The 19,623-nt window shown below is 70.6% G+C and carries 18 protein-coding genes and 1 tRNA gene; 13 read left to right on the plus strand and 6 right to left on the minus strand.

Annotation, left to right across the window (positions count from 1 at the left end; all coding sequences use genetic code 11):
* Positions 1-111 precede the first annotated feature (111 nt).
* The gene (locus tag OB08_RS05800) at positions 112-993 is read right to left on the minus strand and encodes a metallophosphoesterase (RefSeq protein ID WP_461473294.1); all 882 of its coding nucleotides are present in this window, start codon (positions 991-993) and stop codon (positions 112-114) included.
* A 59-nt stretch (positions 994-1,052) separates the two neighbouring features.
* Positions 1,053-3,824 (minus strand): transglycosylase domain-containing protein, encoded by a 2,772-nt coding sequence (locus OB08_RS05805; RefSeq protein WP_461473056.1) that lies wholly within the window; start codon positions 3,822-3,824, stop codon positions 1,053-1,055.
* A gap of 111 nt (positions 3,825-3,935) precedes the next feature.
* On the opposite strand from OB08_RS05805, the gene OB08_RS05810 reads away from it, so the two are divergent.
* Both OB08_RS05810 and OB08_RS05815 read left to right on the plus strand, forming a co-directional pair.
* Entirely contained in the window at positions 3,936-4,151 is a 216-nt protein-coding gene (locus tag OB08_RS05810) for a DUF4177 domain-containing protein (protein ID WP_461473058.1), read from the plus strand.
* A gap of 4 nt (positions 4,152-4,155) precedes the next feature.
* The gene (locus OB08_RS05815) at positions 4,156-4,623 is read left to right on the plus strand and encodes a RidA family protein (protein WP_461473060.1); all 468 of its coding nucleotides are present in this window, start codon (positions 4,156-4,158) and stop codon (positions 4,621-4,623) included.
* Positions 4,624-4,668: 45 nt separating this feature from the next.
* Here the strand turns inward: OB08_RS05815 and acs are convergent, their stop codons facing one another.
* On the minus strand, positions 4,669-6,633 hold the full coding sequence (acs, locus tag OB08_RS05820; protein WP_461473062.1) for an acetate--CoA ligase: 1,965 nt from the start codon (positions 6,631-6,633) through the stop codon (positions 4,669-4,671).
* A gap of 404 nt (positions 6,634-7,037) precedes the next feature.
* On the opposite strand from acs, the gene OB08_RS05825 reads away from it, so the two are divergent.
* The 9 genes from OB08_RS05825 to OB08_RS05865 all read left to right on the plus strand — a co-directional run bounded on the left by OB08_RS05825 (position 7,038) and on the right by OB08_RS05865 (position 16,147).
* Positions 7,038-8,165, plus strand: coding sequence for a TadA family conjugal transfer-associated ATPase (locus OB08_RS05825; protein ID WP_461473064.1), 1,128 nt, complete (start codon positions 7,038-7,040; stop codon positions 8,163-8,165).
* The gene (locus OB08_RS05830) at positions 8,150-9,073 is read left to right on the plus strand and encodes a type II secretion system F family protein (protein WP_461473066.1); all 924 of its coding nucleotides are present in this window, start codon (positions 8,150-8,152) and stop codon (positions 9,071-9,073) included. The genes OB08_RS05825 and OB08_RS05830 overlap by 16 nt, the downstream gene beginning before the upstream one ends.
* A 50-nt stretch (positions 9,074-9,123) precedes the next feature.
* Positions 9,124-9,330 carry a DUF4244 domain-containing protein gene (locus tag OB08_RS05835; RefSeq protein ID WP_461473068.1) on the plus strand — a complete coding sequence of 69 codons (207 nt, stop codon included), beginning with the start codon at positions 9,124-9,126 and terminating at the stop codon, positions 9,328-9,330.
* Complete coding sequence (locus tag OB08_RS05840; RefSeq protein WP_461473070.1) at positions 9,327-9,662, plus strand: TadE family type IV pilus minor pilin; 336 nt, start codon at positions 9,327-9,329, stop codon at positions 9,660-9,662. The genes OB08_RS05835 and OB08_RS05840 overlap by 4 nt, the downstream gene beginning before the upstream one ends.
* Positions 9,662-9,979 carry a helicase gene (locus tag OB08_RS05845; RefSeq protein WP_461473072.1) on the plus strand — a complete coding sequence of 106 codons (318 nt, stop codon included), beginning with the start codon at positions 9,662-9,664 and terminating at the stop codon, positions 9,977-9,979. The genes OB08_RS05840 and OB08_RS05845 overlap by 1 nt, the downstream gene beginning before the upstream one ends.
* Positions 9,980-10,047: 68 nt before the next feature.
* Complete coding sequence (gene topA, locus OB08_RS05850) at positions 10,048-12,747, plus strand: type I DNA topoisomerase (RefSeq protein ID WP_461473074.1); 2,700 nt, start codon at positions 10,048-10,050, stop codon at positions 12,745-12,747.
* Positions 12,744-13,382: a dTMP kinase gene (gene tmk, locus OB08_RS05855; RefSeq protein ID WP_461473076.1), complete on the plus strand. Its 639-nt coding sequence runs from the start codon at positions 12,744-12,746 to the stop codon at positions 13,380-13,382. Before topA ends, tmk begins: the two co-directional genes overlap by 4 nt.
* A 45-nt stretch (positions 13,383-13,427) precedes the next feature.
* Positions 13,428-14,603 (plus strand): DNA polymerase III subunit delta', encoded by a 1,176-nt coding sequence (locus OB08_RS05860; RefSeq protein WP_461473078.1) that lies wholly within the window; start codon positions 13,428-13,430, stop codon positions 14,601-14,603.
* A complete protein-coding gene (locus OB08_RS05865) occupies positions 14,600-16,147 on the plus strand; it encodes an alpha/beta hydrolase (protein ID WP_461473080.1) in 1,548 nt (515 codons plus the stop codon). Before OB08_RS05860 ends, OB08_RS05865 begins: the two co-directional genes overlap by 4 nt.
* 33 nt (positions 16,148-16,180) lie before the next feature.
* Here OB08_RS05865 and OB08_RS05870 read toward each other — a convergent pair whose 3' ends face one another.
* The 3 genes from OB08_RS05870 to OB08_RS05880 all read right to left on the minus strand — a co-directional run bounded on the left by OB08_RS05870 (position 16,181) and on the right by OB08_RS05880 (position 18,834).
* A complete protein-coding gene (locus OB08_RS05870) occupies positions 16,181-16,840 on the minus strand; it encodes an ABC transporter permease subunit (RefSeq protein WP_461473081.1) in 660 nt (219 codons plus the stop codon).
* On the minus strand, positions 16,833-17,870 hold the full coding sequence (locus OB08_RS05875; RefSeq protein WP_461473083.1) for a methionine ABC transporter ATP-binding protein: 1,038 nt from the start codon (positions 17,868-17,870) through the stop codon (positions 16,833-16,835). Before OB08_RS05875 ends, OB08_RS05870 begins: the two co-directional genes overlap by 8 nt.
* Positions 17,871-17,934: 64 nt before the next feature.
* Positions 17,935-18,834 (minus strand): MetQ/NlpA family ABC transporter substrate-binding protein, encoded by a 900-nt coding sequence (locus OB08_RS05880; RefSeq protein ID WP_461473085.1) that lies wholly within the window; start codon positions 18,832-18,834, stop codon positions 17,935-17,937.
* A 215-nt stretch (positions 18,835-19,049) separates the two neighbouring features.
* Here OB08_RS05880 and OB08_RS05885 point away from each other — a divergent pair.
* Positions 19,050-19,122: transfer RNA gene (locus tag OB08_RS05885), tRNA-Thr, on the plus strand.
* 62 nt (positions 19,123-19,184) lie between these two features.
* Positions 19,185-19,580 carry a hypothetical protein gene (locus OB08_RS05890; protein ID WP_461473087.1) on the plus strand — a complete coding sequence of 132 codons (396 nt, stop codon included), beginning with the start codon at positions 19,185-19,187 and terminating at the stop codon, positions 19,578-19,580.
* Positions 19,581-19,623 lie beyond the last annotated feature (43 nt).

The raw sequence follows: 19,623 nt of genomic DNA on the forward strand, positions 1-19,623 counted from the left end.
GGCTCCTTCGGTGGGGACGACACGATCCTGTGCGACGCCGCTGGCGCGCTCGGCCCCGGACGCCCGGCCGGTGCATCTGCACCACGACCGCCTGCCTGGGGAGGAGGCGCGTCAGGAGACGGCGGTGAGCGTGATGAGCGACGCCTCGGGCCGGCACGCGAAGCGCACCGGCGCGTAGATCGAATGCCCCAGGCCCGCGCTGACGTTCAGAGGCACGGTCCGTCCTCCGCGGGTCCACTCGCTGAGCCCGCGCGCCTGACGGAGCGGGATGTCGCAGTTCGCGACGAGCGCGGACGGCGAACCGGGGATGCGCACCTGGCCGCCATGCGTGTGTCCGGCGAAGATCGCCTCCGCACCCAGGCCCGTGAAGGCGTCGAGCACTCGGCGGTACGGGGCGTGCGTGACGCCGATCGTGAGGGCGGCGGAGTCGTCACCGCGCAGGTTCTCGAGCGCGTCCGGGAGGTCGTCGAGACGGTCCCATCTGCGATGGGCGTCGCTGACCCCGAACGCGTCGATGCGCAGTCCGCCCGCCAGCAGGGAGCCGACCGTGTTGTTGAGGTCCACCCAGCCCAGCTCGTCCGCGAGGTATCCGTCGAGCGCCTGGGTGTCGAGAGGCTCGGACGAGGGCCCCTTCTTCGCCTTGGAGGGTCCCGTGAAGTACTTGAAAGGGTTACGCGGCGACGGCGCAGCGTGGTCGTTCGACCCGTGGACGAAGACTCCGGGCACCCCCCGCAGCGGGTCGAACGCGGTCCGCAGACCGCGGAGACCGTCGGCGTGTCCCATGTTGTCGCCCGTGTTCACGACGAGGTCAGGCCTGAGCTCAGCGAGCCCGGCGATCCACTCCTGCTTGCGATGCTGCCACGGCGCCATGTGGGCGTCCGACAGATGGAGAATCCGCAACGGCGACGAGCCGGACGGCAGGATGGGCACTTCGTGATGGCGCACCGTGAAGAGGTATCGCTCGATCCCGATACCCCACACAGCGGCCGACATGCCGACCGCCCCCACCACGCCGAGCGTCGTGAGGGCGGTCCGAGTGAACCCGGCTGTCACTAGTCGTCGTTTCCGCCACCGCCGCCACCGCAGTCGCGCGCGGTGTAGTTCACGGTGATGGTGGTGTTGCGGTTGACGACGGTTCCCGCCGCGGGGTTCGTCGTCGAGGCTCTGCCCTGTCCGTCGCCGTTCTCATCGGCCGTGCACGCTCCCGGCTGCGCGTTGCCGAATCCGGCCTGCCGGAGCTCGGCGATCGCCCTGTCGAGCGCGCGCCCGGATACGTCGGGAACCTTCAGTCCCTGGCCGTTGCTCGGACTGATCGTGACGGTCGAACCGCCGGCGACCTTGCCGGCGCCCGGGCTCTGGGCCGCGACCAGGTTCGCGCCGAGGTCGGAGTCGACCGGAGCGCCGACGACGACCGAGAATCCGGCGCCCTGGAGCTGTCGCGTCGCCTCGTCCACCAACTTGCCGACGACGTTCGGCAGATCCGTGAGGACGAACTTGGTGAGTTCGCGGTCCGCTTCCGCGAAGCGATCTCCACCGTAGGCCGCGTCCGCGCGGGCCTGCACGGCCCTGGTGATGTCGTACCGGATGTTGGACAGCTTGCGACCCTTGTACCAGGTGTTGAAGACGTCGCCGCCGCCGTCGGCGTTGCCGACCCACGTTGCGGTCGCGACCTTCGTGCTCGACTCCACGAGCCAGGTCTGGATCTCCTCGTGGGTGCCCGTCTTGCCGATGAGCGGCGTGCCGTCGTAGGGGTTGCCCTGCGCGCCTGTGCCGCCGTTCATGACTCCCTGCAGCGCGTAGGCAGCCGTCGCAGCGACGTTGGGCTCCAGCACCTGCGTGCACGTGCGCTCGGGACGCGGAAGGTCGTTGCCGTCGGAATCGGTCACGCGATCGATCACCTGGGGCTGGCAGTACATGCCGTTGTTCGCAACGGTGGCGTACGCGCTCGCCATCGCGAGCGGCGAGACGGCGTTGGTGCCGATGACGGAGTTGAGGTTGGTCATCGACACCTCCTGACCGTCGGCGCGCGTGACGCCCATGCGCGTCGCGACCTTCTTGATGTCGCAGAGGTCGAGCTTCTCGGCCATGGCGAAGAAGCCGGTGTTCGTCGACTGGGCGGTGAAGCGCATCGGCGTCGAGACCATGCCGCCCTGGCCGCCGAAGTTCTTGACGATGACGTTGCCCTCGTTGTACCAGTCGCCCTCGCACGAGTTGGTCATCTTCTTGAAGACGCGCGTCGTGCCGTTGAGGGTCTCGTTCACCGAGTGGCCCTTCTCCAGCCAGTCGATGAGCGTGAAGAGCTTGAACGTCGATCCGGCCGGGAAGCCCCCCGACTTGCCGAACTTCTCGTCGCCCGCGAACACCAGCGAGGAGAAGTTGGGGTCGGACGCCAGCGAGGCGTCCTCGCTGAACTTCGTGTTCTGCGCGATCGCGAGGATGCGGCCGGTGGTGGCTTCGACGCTGACCGAGGTGGAGCCGAAACGTCCCTTGGACGGCACGGTCCGGCCGGTGGGCATGTCGATGGAGGTCGGCGCGTACTCGGCCATGGCGTCGACGGCGGCCTGCTGGATGCGCGCATCGAGCGTCGTGTAGACGTTGAGACCGCCGCGCTGGAGGGTGAGCTGACGCTCCTCCGCGGTCTTGCCGAACGCGGGGTCGTTGAGGATGACGTACTTGACGTACTGACAGAAGTACGCCGATGCGCCCGCGGCGGCGCAGCCGACTCGGGCCGGGGTGATCTTCGGCGTGATGGGCCAGACCGCCGCCTCGACGTACTGCTCGTGGGTGATCTTCTCGTCGTCCAGCATGCGGCTCAGCACATACAGCTGGCGCACCTTGGTGGACGTGTAGCCGTCGGCCGCGGCGAGGCGCTGTTCCTCGGTGATCTCGCCGGACTCGACCAGCCTGTCGAGCACCCCCAGCTTGGCGCCTTCGTCGATGACGCCGTCGGGGGCTTTGTTGAAGGACGTTCCGTCGGCGGCGAAGATCGAGCCGGCCGTCTTGTCGATGCGGAAGTTGTTCGGGTTCTGCACCATGCCCGCGAGCGTGGCCGCCTGGGCGACCGTCAGCTTCGCCGCAGTCGTGCCGAAGTAGTAGCGGGCGGCCGACTCGATCCCGTACGTCGTGCCGCCGAAGTTCGCGATGTTGAAGTAGCCGAGGAGGATCTCCTCCTTCGAGTACTTCTGCTCGAGGGCGATGGCGTAGCGCATCTCCTGGAGCTTGCGCACGTAGCCTTCGTCGTCCTCGGCCGTGGTCGCCGCGACCCAGCAGTCGAGGAGGGCCTGCTCGCGCGTCACCTGGACGACCTCGCCGTTCTCGTCCTCCGCCTCGTGCGCCTCGGCGTTCTGCTCGCACTTCTGGATGAGGACGTTCTTGACGTACTGCTGGCTGATCGTCGAGCCGCCCTGAGTCTCGCCGCCGCCCTGCGCGTTGGAGAGGATGGCGCGCGTCGTGCCGATCAGGTCGACGCCTCCGTGCTGGAAGTAGCGCGGATCCTCGCTGGAGAGGATGGCGTCGTACATGACGGGGGACACCTGGTCGTACGTCACCGGGGTGCGGTCCTGCTCGAGGAACTTCGTGAGCAGCACCGGCTTGCGAGTCTCGGGGTCGGTCGCGTAGAAGTTGCTCGGAAGCATGAGCTTGTCGATCTCGAGGACGCTCGGGAGATTGTCGAACATCGTGATCGCGCTCGTCGCCGCAGCACCGGACAGCGCGATGGCGGGGGTCACCGTTGCGGCGACGAGAACACCCGCGACTGCGCTGAGGCCGACGAGGCCGGTGATCCCACCGAGCACACCGCTAGCCGTTCGATTGGTATCAGGCATAGGGTTGATCGTAAGGGAACTACCTGGGCGATTCCCTGACGGACGTGCGCCCACTGGGCCGTTTCCCAGCCTTCACCAGCCCGATTCCGCTCGCCGACTCGAGGAGCCGCGATGACGACGTGGGAGTATCTCACCACGCCCCTTCTGATCCACAACACCGCCGCGATCCTCAACAACTGGGGCAAGCAGGGATGGGAGCTCGTGCAGGTCGTGCCCGGCCCCGAAGGTGGGCTCGTGGCCTACTTCAAGCGCCCGAGCGGCGGGGGCCAGGCGAACGCCGGGCTGGATGCCGCGGCCCAGGCCGCCCAGCAGTTCCAGGAGGGCTGAGCCGATGACCGTCTCGCACAAGCTCGCCGAACTCGGGATCGCTCTTCCCGATGTCGTCCCCCCGGTCGCCGCCTACGTGCCCGCCAAGGCGCACGGCGACCTCGTCTTCACGGCGGGGCAGCTCCCGATGGTGTCGGGTGCGCTTCCGGCCACGGGCAAGGTCGGCGAGGGCGAGGGGCTCGTCCCACCCGCCGACGCGAAGGGCTACGCGCGCCAGTGCGCGCTGAATGCGATCGCCGCGGCCGCTGCGGCCGTCGGCGGCGTCGACCGCCTCTCCGGCGTCGTGAAGGTCGTCGGGTTCGTGGCATCCGTCCCCGAGTTCACCGGTCAGCCCGGCGTCATCAACGGCGCGAGCGAGGTGCTCGGCGAGATCTTCGGCGACGACGGCCGCCATGCCCGCTCGGCGGTGGGCGTCCCGGTGCTGCCGCTCGACGCTCCGGTCGAGGTCGAGGTCATCTTCTCCGTGGCGTGAGCGAGCGGATGCCGCGCCCGCCGGGCCGCGGCATCCGCTCGTCTGTCACTTGACCTGCGCCGAGATGACGCTCATGACCGCCGTGTCGGCGAGCGTCGTGGTGTCGCCGACCTCGCGGCCCTCGGCGACGTCGCGCAGCAGGCGCCGCATGATCTTGCCCGAGCGGGTCTTGGGCAGCTCGCCCACGATGTAGACGTCGCGAGGACGCGCGATCGGGCCGATCTGCTCGCCCACCCAGCCTCGCAGCGTCTGCGCGAGGCCCTCGGCCGAGTGCGCATCGAGGTAGGACTGCTTGATGATCACGAAGGCGACGACGGCCTGGCCGGTCGTCTCGTCGGATGCCCCGACGACGGCTGCTTCCGCGACCGCCTCGTTGCCGACGAGGGCCGACTCGATCTCGGTGGTCGACAGTCGATGGCCCGACACGTTCATGACGTCGTCGACGCGGCCGAGCAGCCACACGTCGCCGTCGTCGTCCAGCCGGGCGCCGTCCCCGGCGAAGTAGTAGCCCTGCTTCCGGAACTTCTCCCAGTACGTCTCGACGAACCGCTCCGGGTCGCCCCAGATGCCCCGCAGCATGCTCGGCCAGGGTTCGGTGACCACGAGCAGCCCCCCGTTGCCGTTGCCGACGTGCGTGCCGTCCTCGTCGACGACGTCGATCGCGACGCCGGGCAGCGGCACCTGCGCCGAGCCGGGCTTCGTCTCGGTCACTCCCGGAAGTGCGGAGATCATGATCGCGCCGGTCTCGGTCTGCCACCACGTGTCGACGATCGGGGCCGTCTTGCCGCCGATGATCTTGCGGTACCACATCCAGGCCTCGGGGTTGATGGGCTCGCCCACAGAGCCGAGCAGGCGCAGCGACGACAGGTCGAACTGCTTCGGGATGGCGCGGCCGAGCTTCATGAAGGAGCGGATGGCGGTCGGCGCGGTGTAGAGGATCGTGACCCCGTACTTCTGCACGATCTCCCACCAGCGCCCCGGGTGCGGGGCATCCGGCGTGCCCTCGTAGATCACCTGCGTGGCGCCGTTGGCGAGCGGCCCGTACGTGACGTAGCTGTGGCCGGTGATCCAGCCGATGTCGGCCGTGCACCAGTACACGTCGGTCTCGGGGTGGATGTCGTGGACGACCCGGTTCGTGAACGCGGCCTGGGTGAGGTAGCCGCCGGAGGTGTGCAGGATGCCTTTCGGCTTTCCCGTCGTGCCCGACGTGTAGAGGATGAACAGCGGGTTCTCGGCGGGGAACGGCTTCGCCGTGTGATCGGCGGATGCCTCGGGCACGACGTCGTGCCACCACAGGTCCCGCTCCTCGTTCCATTCGACCTCGTTGCCGCCGCGCCGGACGACGAGGACGTGCTCGACCGTCTCCTGGGCGCCGGACCCGCGATCGGCCAGAGCCAGGTCGACGGCGGGCTTGAGCGGCGACACCTTCCCCTTGCGGTAGCCGCCGTCGGCGGTGATGACCAGCCGCGCGCCGGCGTCGTCGATGCGGGCGCGCAGGCTGTCGGCCGAGAATCCGCCGAACACGACGGAGTGGATCGCGCCGATGCGTGCGACGGCGAGCATCGCGGCGACGGCCTCGGGGATCATCGGCATGTAGATCGCGACGCGGTCGCCGTGGCCGATGCCGAGACCCTCGAGCACGTTCGCGAGCCGCTTCACCTCGTCCGTGAGCTCGGCATAGGTCACTCGACGCTCGTCGCCCGGCTCGCCCTCCCACAGCAGCGCGACCCGGTCGCCGTTGCCCGCCTCGACGTGCCGGTCGAGGCAGTTGTACGCGACGTTGATCTCGCCGTCGGCGAACCACTCGGCGAAGGGCGGGTTCGACCAGTCGAGCACCCGGGTGAACGGCGTGTGCCAGTGCAGGTCGCGCGCTTGATCCGCCCAGAAGCCTTCGCGATCGGCTTCCGCACGCTGGTACAGCTCGCTGGTCGCGACGGCGGCGGCGGCGAAGTCGTCCGAGGGTGCGAATCGCCGGTCCTCGTTCAGCAGGTGGTCGATCTGGCTGCTCATTGAGCACGCTCCTTTGCGGCTTGCGGATGCCGGGTCCCCGGCGAGTCTGTCGAGAAATGTAGTTCCGGCGCCGATGGGCCACCACCCCCGTTAGTAGGTGACCGGCAATTGTTGGCCTCGACCGATATATGAGTGAGAAGGCTCTCATGAACTGTTTTGCGAGGACCCCTTCCTCGCATATGCTGTCCAGCGGCCGAACATCGATTCTGGCATTGCGGCACCCCTATCACCCCCCGAAGCGGGGTGTCGCGCGCGGCGGCATCCCATTCCCCCCATGGGATGCCGCCCCTGTTTTCCCCGGCGCGATCCGGTGACCTTCCTCCCCAGGGGCCGCGCTCCGAGCGCGCTCCACCGGTCTCCGCCCGCAGCGCGTCCGGCGGGCGCCTGGCTCCTAGCGTCGAGCCATGACCGAGCCGTTCGTCGCCCTCCCTCGTGGGCCTCTCCCTCGCTCGCGCGACACGGGAGCAGGCGAGCCGACCTCGTTCGACATCGGGGCCGGCGCGGCAGCGCCTTTCGCTGGCGTCGTCGACGACCGGGTCGGCGCCGCGGGCCGGTGGAAGCCGAGCGTTCCCTCCCGCACGGCGGTGAGGCCGAGGCATCCGTCGCTCGAGCCGCTGCGGGCGTACCTCGATGCCGCCGATGTGACGGACATCTTCGTGAACGGATCCGCAGGGCTGTTCGTCGACCGCGGCGAGGGACCGATGCGCGCGCCCGAGTGGCAGGCCGACGAAGAAGAGGTGCGCGACCTCGCGGTCGCCCTCATCGGTCTCGGCGGCCGTCACCTCGACGACGCCAGTCCGACCGTGGACGTGCGGCTCGACGGAGGCGTTCGCGTCCATGCCGTCCTCCCGCCGCTCGCTGCCGACGGCACGGCGATCTCGATCCGGGTTCCGCGGCTCGACCGTCCCAGCCTCGACGACCTGCACGCGTCGGGGATGCTCGACGACGACGCGCGAGCCGGCCTCGCCGCGGCGATCGCCCGCCGCGAGAACCTCCTGGTGACCGGCGCGGCGGGCGCCGGCAAGACCACGCTGCTGGCGAGCCTGCTCAGCGCCGCACCCCCGCACGAGCGCATCGTCACCATCGAGGACGTCGCGGAGCTCGCCGTCGACCACCCCCACCACATCCGGCTCGAGGCCCGCCAGGCGAACCTGGAGGGCGCGGGCGGCATCGGTCTCGCTCGGCTCGTGCGCGAGGCCCTCCGCATGCGGCCGGACCGACTGGTGGTGGGCGAGTGCCGGGGCGACGAGGTGCGCGAGCTCCTCTCGGCGCTGAACACCGGGCACGACGGCGGCGCCGGCACGGTCCACGCGAATGGACTTCACGACGTCCCAGCCCGGCTGGAGGCGCTCGGGGCGCTGGCGGGCCTCGACGACCATGCCGTGGCGAGGCAGGTCGCCAGCGTCATCGGGCTCGTGCTGCACGTCGAGCGCCGCAGCGACGGAGGCAGGCGCCTCGCCGGCGTGGGCCGGCCCGTCGTCGACCCGTCGGGACGCCTCTCGATCGAGGAGGCCGGGTGGCCGCGGTGCTGAGTGCCCGGGCCGTGCCCGAGACCGTCCTTCGGCTCGCGGTCCTCCTGCAGGCCGGCCTCGCCCCCGTTCGGGCGTGGCAGCACCTCGCCGACGCGGGCGACGACGCGGCGGGTCGCATCTCGCGCGCGGTGGGGGACGGGATGCCGCTGGCCGACGCCGTCGGCTCGTGCGGTCCGTCGCCTGCCCCACCGTCGCGGCGCACGCGCGCAGCCCGGGCCGAGGAGTCGGCGGTGTGGGCCGAGGTGGCGGCCGCCTGGCGGGTGGCGACCACCGTCGGCGCCCCGCTCGCCGAGAGCCTGCGCGGGGTGGCCGCGGCACTCCGCGATGCGCAGGAGGCGGCCGACGACGTGCGGGTCGCGCTGGCCGAACCCGCCGGAACGGCGCGGCTCATGGCATGGCTGCCGCTCGTCGCGCTCGGCCTCGGCGCGGCACTCGGGTTCGACACATTCGGCGTGCTGCTGGCCCAGCCGCTCGGCGTCGCATGCCTCGCCGCCGGCGCGGCGCTCATCTTCGCCGCGCGACGCTGGACGACGGGGCTGGTGCGCCGGGCGCGCGCCGAGAGCGGCATCCCCGGTCTCGGGGCCGAGCTGCTCGCGATCGCCCTGAGCAGCGGGGTCTCCATCGAGCGCGCGACCGCCGTCGTCGCGCAGGCGGGGGCCGCGCCGGAGGAGTCGGTCGCGCCCGTCCTGCGCCTCTCCCGCTCGGCGGGCGTCCCCGCCGTCGAGCTGCTGCGGGCCTCCGCGGCGCTGGCGCGGCACCGTGCACGCGTCGACGGGCGACTTCGCGCGGCGCAGCTGTCGTCGCGGCTGCTGCTGCCGCTCGGCACGTGCACCCTCCCGGCCTTCCTCCTCCTCGGCGTCGCGCCGATGCTGCTGAGCGTCATGTCCACGATGCCCACCGGGTTCTGACCAAGACCCGGCCCGACCGTGCCCACCACACCGATCCGACAGGAGCAACCATGTCCCTACCCCTCCTCACCGCACGGCGCGCCGCCAAGCTGTTCGCCGACACGCACGCCGACGACACCGGTGCCGCCACCGCCGAGTACGCGATCGCGACGATGGCGGCCGTCGCCTTCGCGGGACTGCTCGTCGTCATCATGCGCAGCGACGAGGTGCGCGGCATCCTGACCGACCTCGTCCGGCGCGCGCTCACGGTCGCGTGACCGGGCGCCGGCTCGGCGACGACCGCGGCTCGGTCGTCGCCGAGTTCGCGGTCGCGCTCCCCGCGATCGCCGTCGTGATCGTGCTCGGCGTCGGCATGCTGAGCGCCGGCGCCCGCCAGGTTCGCCTGCAGGACGCCGTCGCCGACGCCGCTCGACTCGCGGCACGGGGCGAGTCCGACGTGCGGGTGCACGCCGCCGTCGCCGCGGTCGGCGGCGGCGCGCAGGCGGACGTGCATCCGCGAGGCGACCTCGTCTGCGTCACCGGGTCGGTGAGCGCGGGCCTCCCGATCACCCTCACCGCCACGAGCTGCGCGCTCGCCGGAGGGGTCTGATGCCGGGCACGGCGGTGGTCGCGGGGATCGCCGGTGCGGCGGCCGCTCTCACGATCGGCCTCGCCGCCGTCGCGTCCGCCGCGGTGTTCTCCCAGCGACTCGCGGGCGCCGCCGACGCCGCGGCGCTCGCCGCCGCCGACACGGCGTCGGGCGCGGTCGCCGGGATCCCCTGCGAGCGTGCGGCGGACATCGCGGAGGTCTCGGGACTGACGCTCGAGGCGTGCGAGCTCGACGGGCTCATCGCGACCGTGACCGTCTCGGGGCGCTTCGGAGCGCTCGTGGGTTCGGCGTCGGCACGCGCGGGACCGCCGTCATGAGCGAGGGCTCACAGCGCCCACTCCGGGAACTGGCGTGTATGGTTTGCGTCGAAGAAAGGACGCCCCCGTTGGCAGAAGGCAAGAAGCTCGTCATCGTCGAGTCACCGACGAAGATGAGGTCGATCCAGGGCTATCTCGGCGACGGCTACGAGGTGCTGAGCTCGGTCGGGCACATCCGCGATCTGGCGGACAAGAAGGACATCCCGGCCGACAAGAAGCAGGCGTACGGCAAGTACTCCATCGACATCGACAACGGCTTCGACCCCTATTACGTCGAGAGCGACCGCGGCAAGAAGACCGTTGCGGAGCTCAAGCGCGCGTTGAAGGGGGCCGACGAGCTCCTGCTCGCCACCGATGAGGACCGCGAGGGCGAAGCCATCGCGTGGCACCTTCTCCAGACCCTCAAGCCCAAGGTCCCGGTCAAGCGCATGGTGTTCCACGAGATCACCAAGGACGCGATCCGCGCGGCCGTCGACAACACCCGCGAGCTCGATCTCGCCCTGGTCGACGCGCAGGAGACCCGCCGCATCCTCGACCGCCTGTACGGCTGGGACGTCAGCCCCGTGCTGTGGTTCAAGGTGCAGCAGGGCACGTCGGCCGGCCGTGTCCAGTCCGCCGCGACCCGCATGGTCGTCGAGCGCGAACGCGAGCGCATGGCGTTCGTGTCCGCCTCCTACTGGGACATCGAGACGCTCGCCGTCAAGGGCTCCGAATCCTTCGCCGCCCGCCTCGCGCGGGTCGACGGCGCTTCGCTCGCGCGGGGCACCGACTTCGACGACCGCGGCGAGCTCAAGAAGGCCGTGCTCGTGCTCAGCGAGGACGAGGCGCGCGAACTCGCCGCCGCGATCGAGGCGGCGGCCGAGGCATCCGTCACCGGCGTCGAGGCGAAGCCCGGCACCCGCAGCCCCCGAGCACCCTTCACCACGTCGACCCTGCAGCAGGAAGCGGGCCGCAAGCTCTCGATGAGTGCGAAGCACGCGATGAGCGTCGCGCAGCGCCTCTACGAGAAGGGCTTCATCACCTATATGCGCACCGACTCGACGGCGCTCAGCACGCAGGCCGTGCAGGCCGCGCGCGAGCAGGCCGTCGCCATGTACGGCGAGAAGGCCGTGCCGCTGAACCCCCGGGTATACGCAAGCAAGAGCAAGAACGCACAGGAGGCGCACGAGGCGATCCGGCCGTCGGGCGACACCTTCCGCACGCCCGCGTCGGTCGCCGGCGAGCTCGACCGCGACGAGCAGCGCCTGTACGACCTCATCTGGAAGCGCACCATGGCGAGCCAGATGTCCGACGCGAAGTACGAGACCACCACGGTCACCCTGAGCGCCGGGGCGGGCGGGCGTCGCGCCGAGTTCACGGCGTCCGGCACCGTCTACACGTTCAAGGGATTCCTCGAGGCGTACGAGGAGGGCAAGGACGAGAAGCGCGGCGACGCCGACAAGGCCGACGACCAGTCGCTGCCCGCCCTCGCGGTCGGCGATGTGCTGCGGCTCAAGGACGTCGAGCCCAAGGGGCACGCCACCAGCCCCAAGCCCCGCTACACCGAGGCGAGCCTGGTGAAGGCGCTCGAGGAGAAGGGCATCGGGCGCCCGTCGACGTTCGCGAGCATCATCGACGTCATCCTGAACCGCGGATACGTGAGCAAGCGGGGGCAGGCGCTCATCCCGAGCTGGCTCGCGTTCAGCGTCGTGCGGCTGCTGGAAGAGCACTTCGCCGACCTCGTCGACTACGACTTCACCGCCGCCCTCGAGGACGACCTCGACGCGATCGCGCGTGGCGAGCAGAAGCGCGAGGACTGGCTGAAGGAGTTCTACTTCGGCTCGGACGAGCAGGTGGGCCTCCGCAACATCGTCGACAACCTCGGAGAGATCGACGCCCGGGCGCTCAACTCGACGCCCATCGGCGACGTCGCCACTCTGCGCTTCGGGAAGTACGGCCCCTACCTCGAGGTGCCCAACGCCGAGCAGCCGGAGGGCGAGCCCCGGCGCGTCAACATCCCCGAGGAGCTCGCGCCCGACGAGCTGACGCCCGCGAAGGCGCGCGAACTCATCGACGCTCCCGTGGCCGGCGACCGCGTGCTCGGCGAGAATCCCGTCAACGGCAAGCTCGTCGTCGTGAAGGACGGACGCTTCGGCCCGTACGTGCAGGAGAACGACCCGCCCGCGGCCGAGGAGATCGATGAGGAAACCGGCGAGATCGTCGAGGCCCCCGAGCCCGCGCCGAAGAAGCGCGGCGCGAAGAAGGAGGCCGCGCCCAAGCCCCGCACCGCGTCGCTCTTCAAGTCGATGTCCGTAGACACGATCGACCTCGACACCGCGCTGCGTCTGCTCGACCTGCCGCGCGTCGTGGGCGTCGACCCCGAGTCCGGCTCCGAGATCACCGCGCAGAACGGCCGGTACGGCCCCTACCTCAAGAAGGGCACCGACTCGCGCACCCTGCAGAGCGAGCAGCAGCTCTTCGACATCACTCTCGACGAGGCGCTCGCCGTCTACGCACAGCCCAAGTACGGCGCCCGCGGCGCGAGCAGTGCGCTCAAGGAGTTCGAGAACGACCCGGTCAGCGAGAAGCCGATCAAGGTGAAGGACGGCCGGTTCGGACCGTACGTCACCGACGGCGTGACGAACGTGACGATCCCGCGGGGCCAGACCCCCGATGACATCACGTACGAGATCGCCGTCCAGATGCTCGCCGAAAAGCGCGCGAAGGGCCCCGCCCCCAAGCGGACCACGCGCAAGGCGCCCGCGAAGAAGGCCCCGGCCAAGAAGTGACCCGGGCTCACGGGCACCCCGGACTGTTCATCACGTTCGAGGGCGGCGACGGCGCAGGCAAGACGACGCAGGCCGCTCTGCTCGAGCGATGGCTGACGGATGCCGGCCACGACGTCGTCCGCACGCGCGAGCCCGGGGGCACCGAGGTCGGCAGGCTCGTCCGTGACATCGTGCTTCACCACCGCGGCGAAGTGGCGCCGCGCGCCGAGGCGCTCCTGTACGCCGCGGACCGTGCGCACCACGTCGAGACGGTCGTGCGGCCAGCGCTGGGGCGCGGCGACGTCGTGATCCAGGATCGCTACCTCGACTCGTCGGTGGCCTATCAAGGCGCCGGCCGCGTGCTCGGTCGTGATGAGGTGCGCGACCTCTCGCTGTGGGCGACCGGCGGGCTCCTGCCCGACCTCACCGTGCTGCTGGACCTCGACCCGTCGGTGGCCCGAGGCCGCCTCGACGCCGAGGACAAGCCGTTCGACCGGCTCGAGGCGGAGCGGGAGACGTTCCACGTCCGCGTCCGCGAGGAGTTCCTCGCGCTCGCCGCCGCCGAGCCGGACCGGTTCCTCGTGCTCGACGCGACGCGTCCGGCCGACGACCTCGCGGGCGAAGTGCGCGGCCGGGTCCGCACGGTCCTCCGCTGACGGCCGGCGGAGGTTCGGTCGGTGGCCGCGACTAGGCTGGCAGGCATGGATTCCACGGGGGGCGCGGGCGCGCCGAGCGCCCTCGCCGACCTCCCATGGGGGGCCGTCTGGGGGCAGCGCGACGCGGTCGCGACGCTGCAGGACGCGGCATCCGATCCCGCAGCGCTCACCCACGCGTGGCTCATCACCGGCCCGCCCGGGTCGGGCAGATCGACGCTCGCGTACGCCTTCGCCGCCGCGCTCATCGCCGAGCCGGGAGATGAGGCCGCGATGCGGCAGGTGCTCGCCGGCACCCACCCCGACCTCACGGCGCTGCGCACCGAGGGCGTCATCATCTCGATCAAGGACGCCCGGGCCCTCGTCGAGCGCTCGTACTTCTCGCCGTCGCTCGGCCGGTACCGCGTCATCGTGATGGAAGACGCCGACCGCATGGCCGAGCGCACCTCGAACGTGCTCCTCAAGGCGCTCGAAGAGCCGCCCGAGCGCACGGTGTGGGTGCTGTGCGCGCCGAGCGACGCCGACCTTCTGCCCACGATCCGCTCGCGCGTGCGCACCCTGCGGCTGCGCGAGCCCGATGTCGCCGACGTCGCGCGGCTCATCGTCGAGCGCACCGGCGCCGACCCCGCGACGGCCGAGCAGTCCGCGCGCCACGCGCAGCGCCACATCGGCATGGCCCAGCGCCTCGCGACCGACGCCGCCGCGCGCGCCCGCCGCGACGACACGCTCCGCGCCGTGCTGCGCGTGAGGGGTGTGGGCGACGCCGTCGACGTCGCCGGCCGCATCGTGCAGGCGGCGACCGACGACGCCAAGGCGCTCACCGCCGAGCGCGACGAAGCCGAGCGCAGCACACTGCTCCGCACCCTCGGCATCGCCGAGGGCGCCGCCGTGCCACCGGCCGTGCGCTCGCAGCTGTCGGCGCTCGAAGACGACCAGAAGCGCCGCGCGACGCGCAGCCTGCGCGACGGCATCGACCGGGTGCTCACCGATCTCGAGTCGATGTTCCGCGACGTGCTCATGCTGCAGTTCGGCCGCGACGCCGAGCTCATCAACACCGAGCTCGAACCCGATCTGCGCGCGCTGGCGGCGGCGTGGTCGGTGGATCGCACACTCACCGTCGTCGACCGCATCGGCGTGACGCGCGAGAACGTCGAGCTCAACGCCGCCCCCACCCTCGCCCTCGAGAGCATGCTCGTGACCGTCGCGAGCGGAAGGACCCCGTGAACACTCCTCGTCGTGCCCGACGCGTCGTCGCCGCCCTGGCCGGCCTGGTCGCGGCATCCCTCGCCCTGAGCGGATGCCTGTACGCGATGATCCCCGAAGACACGCCCCGCTCGACCGAGAGCCTCGCCCCGGACACCGACGGGGTATCGGCCGAGCTGCTGCCCTTCTACGAGCAGGAGCTGGACTGGGCGGACTGCGGCGACGGCTTCGACTGCACGACGGTCACGGCCCCGCTCGACTGGGCGGAGCCCGAAGCGGGCGAGATCGAGCTCTCCGTCATCCGCAGCCGCGCCACGAGCGGCGAGGCGATCGGGTCGCTGCTCACGAACCCGGGCGGTCCCGGGGCGAGTGGAGTCGGGCTGGTCCGCGACTCGCTCAAGTACGCCGTCGGCGGGCCGCTCATCGCGCAGTACGACGTGATCGGGTTCGATCCTCGCGGGGTGGGGGAGTCGACCGCGGTGCGCTGCTTCGACGCGGCCGACATGGACGCTTATCTGTTCGACATCCCCGAGAACGAGCGGGGGTCGGATGCCTGGCTCGACGAGCTCGCAGGCCGCCACGCGGAATTCGCCGAGGCGTGCGACGCCAACAGCGACGGCATCCTCGAGCACATCACCACCGAGAACGCGGCCCGCGACCTCGATCTGCTCCGCGCGGTGCTCGGCGACGCCGAGCTGAACTACCTCGGCTACTCCTACGGCACGTTCCTCGGCGCGACGTACGCCAAGCTCTACCCCGACAAGGTCGGACGCCTCGTCCTCGACGGCGCGGTCGACCCGGCCATCTCGAGCTTCGAGCTCGACATCGTGCAGGGCGTCGGCTTCGAGTCCGCCCTGCGCGCGTACATGGCGCACTGTCTCGAGGGCAGCGACTGCCCCTTCCGCGGCTCGGTCGACGACGCGATGGCCGATCTCGGCACGCTCCTGGCCGCGGTCGACCGCGATCCGCTGCCGGCCGCCGACGGACGCGAGATGGGCGCCGATGCGCTCATGACCGGCATCGTGTCGGCGCTCTACTCGCAGGAGAGCTGGGACTATCTGACGATGGCGCTCGACGGTGCGCTCCAGGGCGACCCCGAGACGGCCTTCATCCTCGCCGACTTCTACTTCAACCGCGAGGGCGGCGTCTACCTCGACAACCAGACCGAGGCCTTCCGCACGTACAACTGCATGGACTATCCCGCAGGCGCCACAGCGGAAGAGACGGAGGCGGGTCTCGCGCGGCTGGCCGAAGAGGCGCCGACCGTCGCGCCGTACTGGATCGGCGCGAACCCCTGCGCCGACTGGCCCTTCCCGCCGACGGGAGTGCGTGAGCCGATCGCGGCCGAGGGAGCGGCCCCGATCGTGGTCGTCGGCACCACCAACGATCCGGCCACGCCCTACGAATGGTCGGTGTCGCTGGCGGAGCAGCTGTCGTCGGGCGTGCTCGTCACGCGCGAGGGTGAGGGGCACACGGGCTACAACAAGGGCAACGCCTGCGTCGACGACGCCGTCGAGAAGTACCTGCTCGAGGGCGTGGTACCGCAGGACGGGCTGACGTGCTGATGAGCGGATGCCGCGGGGGCGGCATCCGCTCGGCTAACGCCGCAGCACCCGTCGCGCGAGGGCGTTGCCGAGGAACTGCACGCCCTGCACGATGACGATGATCACGATGACCGCGGCCCACGTGACCCACGGGTTGAACTGCTTGAATCCGTACACGATCGCGAAGTCGCCGAGGCCGCCCGCCGCGACGGCGCCCGCCATCGCGGTCATGTCGACCAGCGCCACCACGATGAACGTGTAGCCGAGGATGAGGGGGCCGAGCGACTCGCGCGGGATGAGACGGAAGAGGATCCTCGAGCGGCTCGCTCCCGCGGCGCGTGCCGCCTCGATCACACCGGGGCGCACGGTGAGCAGGTTCTGCTCGACGATGCGGCTGATCGCGAAGAGCGACGCGATCGAGATCACGAAGACGCCGAAGTTCGTGCCGATCCCCGGCACGCCCACGCCGCGCGCGAGCGGCTGGAGCGCGGTGAGCAGGATCACGAACGGGATCGGCCGCACCGTGTTGACGATGACGTTGAGCGTGCCGAACACGGCGCGGTTCGGGAACAGGCTTCCGGCGCGGGTCGCGTAGAGGGCGACCCCGAGGACCAGGCCGCCGAGCCCGCCGAACACGAGGCTGAACGTCACCATGTAGAGCGTCTCGGCGGTCGCCGTCCAGAGCTCGGGCAGGAGGTCGACGAGCCTATCCACGGATGTCCTCCTCGATCAGGGGCGCGAAGGCCGAGGCGGTCTCGATCGCCCGGTCGACGGCGTCCGCGTCTCCGGTCAGCGACAGGGTGAGGTGGCCGAACACGCGCCCGCGGATGTCGTTGATGCCTCCGTGGATCAGCTCGAAGCGCACACCGTGCGCAGAGAGCGCCGCGAAGACGTCGGCCTGCGTGACGTCGCCGTCGCGCACGGTGAACGTCACGATGCGACCGGGGTGACGGTCGCGGAGCGTGCGGAGCTGATCGCCGGCGGGCACGTCCTCGATGATGCTCGCCACGAACCGGCGGGTGGCGGCGTGATCCGGGGCAGACAGGACGTCGAAAACCTCGCCGCTCTCGATGATGCGTCCGCCCTCCATGACGATGACGCGGTCCGCCAGGGTGCGGATGACGTCCATCTCGTGCGTGATGACGAGGATCGTGATGCCGAGCTCGCGGTTGACCCGCCGCAGCAGCCCGAGGACCTCCTGCGTGGTGTCGGGGTCGAGCGCGCTCGTCGCCTCGTCGGCGAGCAGGATGCGCGGGTTCGTGGCGAGGGCGCGGGCGATGCCGACGCGCTGCTTCTGGCCGCCGGAGAGCTGTTCGGGATAGCTGCGCGCTTTGTCGGCGAGCCCCACGAATCGGAGGAGCTCGTCGACCCGGGAGGTGATCTCCGAGCGTGAGCGGCCCGCGATCTCGAGCGGATACGCGACGTTCTTGGCGACGGTGCGCGATTCGAACAGGTTGAACTGCTGGAAGATCATGCCGATGTCGCCGCGCAGCTCCCGCAGCTCGCGTTCGCGGAGGCGCGTGATGTCACGGCCGTCGATCTCGACGGTCCCGCTCGTGGGCGTCTCGAGGGCGTTGACCAGGCGCAGCACGGTGCTCTTGCCGGCCCCGGAGTAGCCGATGATCCCGCACACCTCCCCGGCGGCGATCTCGAGGTCGACGTCGTCGACGGCGGTGACGGGCGGTGCGTCCTTGGCCGGGGGCGGGAAGGTCTTGGTGACGCTGCGGAGGCGGATGAGGCTCATGGTGGTTCCTGAAGACGTGCCGATGCGGCCCGCTCGCAGGGAGTGGGCCGCATCGGCGACGGGGTCACTGGGTGGCGCGGATGTCTTCCTCGACGTCGGTGAGCGACGCGGCGAGGTCCTCGGCGGCGGTGTCCACGAACACCGCGGTGCCGCCGGACGCCTCCTGCACGCCGTCGAGCACCTCCTGGGTGTTCTGGTAGATCTCGACGAGCTTGAGGTACGTCGGGTTGTCGGCGTCCTCGGCGCGCGCGGCGAAGATGTTGATGTAGGGCAGGGCGTTCGGGTCGGACGGGTCGTCGACCGCGATCGCGTCCTCGAAGCTGAGGCCGGCGTCCTCGACGAAGTCGTTGTTGATGATCGCGGCCGCGACATCGGGCAGCGACGTCGCGGTGAGCGCGGCATCCAGCGCCTCGACCTTGACCTTCGACGACGGCTCGACGTCGGCGACGGTGGAGAAGATCGATCCGCCGTCCTTCAGCTCGATGAGGCCGGCCGACTGCAGCACGAGCAGGCCGCGGGCCTGGTTGCTCTCGTCGTTCGGCACGGCCACCGTGGCGCCCTCGGGGATGTCCTCGACCGACTCGTACTGCGAGGAGTACAGGCCGAGCGGGTAGATCGCCGTGGCGCCGATGGGCTGCAGGTCGTCGGAGCTCGCCACGTTGTAGGTGGCCAGGTAGATGACGTGCTGGAACTGGTTCAGGTCGAGCTCGTCGGCCGAGAGGGCGGGGTTGGGCTGCGTGTACTCGCTGAAGTCCACCAGCTCGATCTCGATGCCCTCGGCCGCTGCCGCCTCCTTATAGGTCTCCCAATACGGGTCGCCGGCGCCCACGACGCCGATGCGGACGACCTCGCCGGAGCCGGCGTCGCCCGACGCGCCGGGATCGGCGCTCGCGCCGGCGCAGCCTGCGAGGAGGAGGGCGAGGGGGAGGGCCGCTGCGGCGGTGATCGTGATCTTCTTGGACATGTGTGCTCCTGTACGTCAGATCCGCGACTGACTGACGGCGAACACGATCACCTCGACCGCGCTCGCTTCGTCGCGGTACCCGTCGACGGTACGTCGCGGCTCGACGGGGTCCGAATCGTTTCGTAACACGTCGACACCGGGCGGTCGGGGGCGTGTTCGCGAGCACTCCCGCGACCCTGTAAGATCGTTGATCGTGCATCGCGCAAGCGAAGCGCGCCACCTTAGCTCAGTCGGCAGAGCGATTCACTCGTAATGAATAGGTCAAGGGTTCGATTCCCTTAGGTGGCTCGACCGAGAAGGCCCGCTTCTGGCGGGCCTCTTTCGTACCCGCCGACATTCGAAGAGGACCGATGGACTCCACGCTCGACGCCATCGCCGAGATCTTCTCGTGGGTCGGCTTCGGGCTGGGCGCCCTCGTGGCCGGGATCGCGCTCGTGATGTACCTCTTCGACGGCACGTGGCTGCCGACGCGCGGGGTCCTCGAAGACGCGGAGCACGGCCGGATCGTGCGCTGGTTCGACGAGGACGGCGGCGTGAACGAGGCGCACCTCTCGCACGAGCAGGAGAAGGCGCTCGCGGGCAAGACGATGGCCGACATCTTCTACCGCCGCGGAGGACGGGGGCGGATGCGGCTCACCCAGGGCTCACCCGCGGTCCGGGCGGTCGCCTTCCTCGCCCTGGGGCTCGTCGCGCTCGGCGCCGTCGCTCTGGTGACCTCGCTCGTGCTGCTCTTCGCCCGGGGCTGAACCGGGCACATCCGGCGTGCGGTTCCACCGGACCCGCACCGAT

This window comes from Microbacterium sp. HJ5 (genome assembly GCF_054824025.1).

What these genes read in the sequence shown, in the direction of transcription:
- OB08_RS05815 (WP_461473060.1), top strand. Translation starts at nt 4,156, where the DNA reads ATGACCGTCTCGCACAAGCTCGCCGAACTCGGGATCGCTCTTCCCGAT.
- OB08_RS05890 (WP_461473087.1), top strand. Translation starts at nt 19,185, where the DNA reads ATGGACTCCACGCTCGACGCCATCGCCGAGATCTTCTCGTGGGTCGGC.
- OB08_RS05880 (WP_461473085.1), bottom strand. Translation starts at nt 18,834, where the DNA reads ATGTCCAAGAAGATCACGATCACCGCCGCAGCGGCCCTCCCCCTCGCC.
- OB08_RS05845 (WP_461473072.1), top strand. Translation starts at nt 9,662, where the DNA reads ATGCCGGGCACGGCGGTGGTCGCGGGGATCGCCGGTGCGGCGGCCGCT.
- OB08_RS05835 (WP_461473068.1), top strand. Translation starts at nt 9,124, where the DNA reads ATGTCCCTACCCCTCCTCACCGCACGGCGCGCCGCCAAGCTGTTCGCC.
- OB08_RS05805 (WP_461473056.1), bottom strand. Translation starts at nt 3,824, where the DNA reads ATGCCTGATACCAATCGAACGGCTAGCGGTGTGCTCGGTGGGATCACC.
- OB08_RS05810 (WP_461473058.1), top strand. Translation starts at nt 3,936, where the DNA reads ATGACGACGTGGGAGTATCTCACCACGCCCCTTCTGATCCACAACACC.
- OB08_RS05875 (WP_461473083.1), bottom strand. Translation starts at nt 17,870, where the DNA reads ATGAGCCTCATCCGCCTCCGCAGCGTCACCAAGACCTTCCCGCCCCCG.
- OB08_RS05825 (WP_461473064.1), top strand. Translation starts at nt 7,038, where the DNA reads ATGACCGAGCCGTTCGTCGCCCTCCCTCGTGGGCCTCTCCCTCGCTCG.
- OB08_RS05860 (WP_461473078.1), top strand. Translation starts at nt 13,428, where the DNA reads ATGGATTCCACGGGGGGCGCGGGCGCGCCGAGCGCCCTCGCCGACCTC.
- acs (WP_461473062.1), bottom strand. Translation starts at nt 6,633, where the DNA reads ATGAGCAGCCAGATCGACCACCTGCTGAACGAGGACCGGCGATTCGCA.
- OB08_RS05800 (WP_461473294.1), bottom strand. Translation starts at nt 993, where the DNA reads ATGTCGGCCGCTGTGTGGGGTATCGGGATCGAGCGATACCTCTTCACG.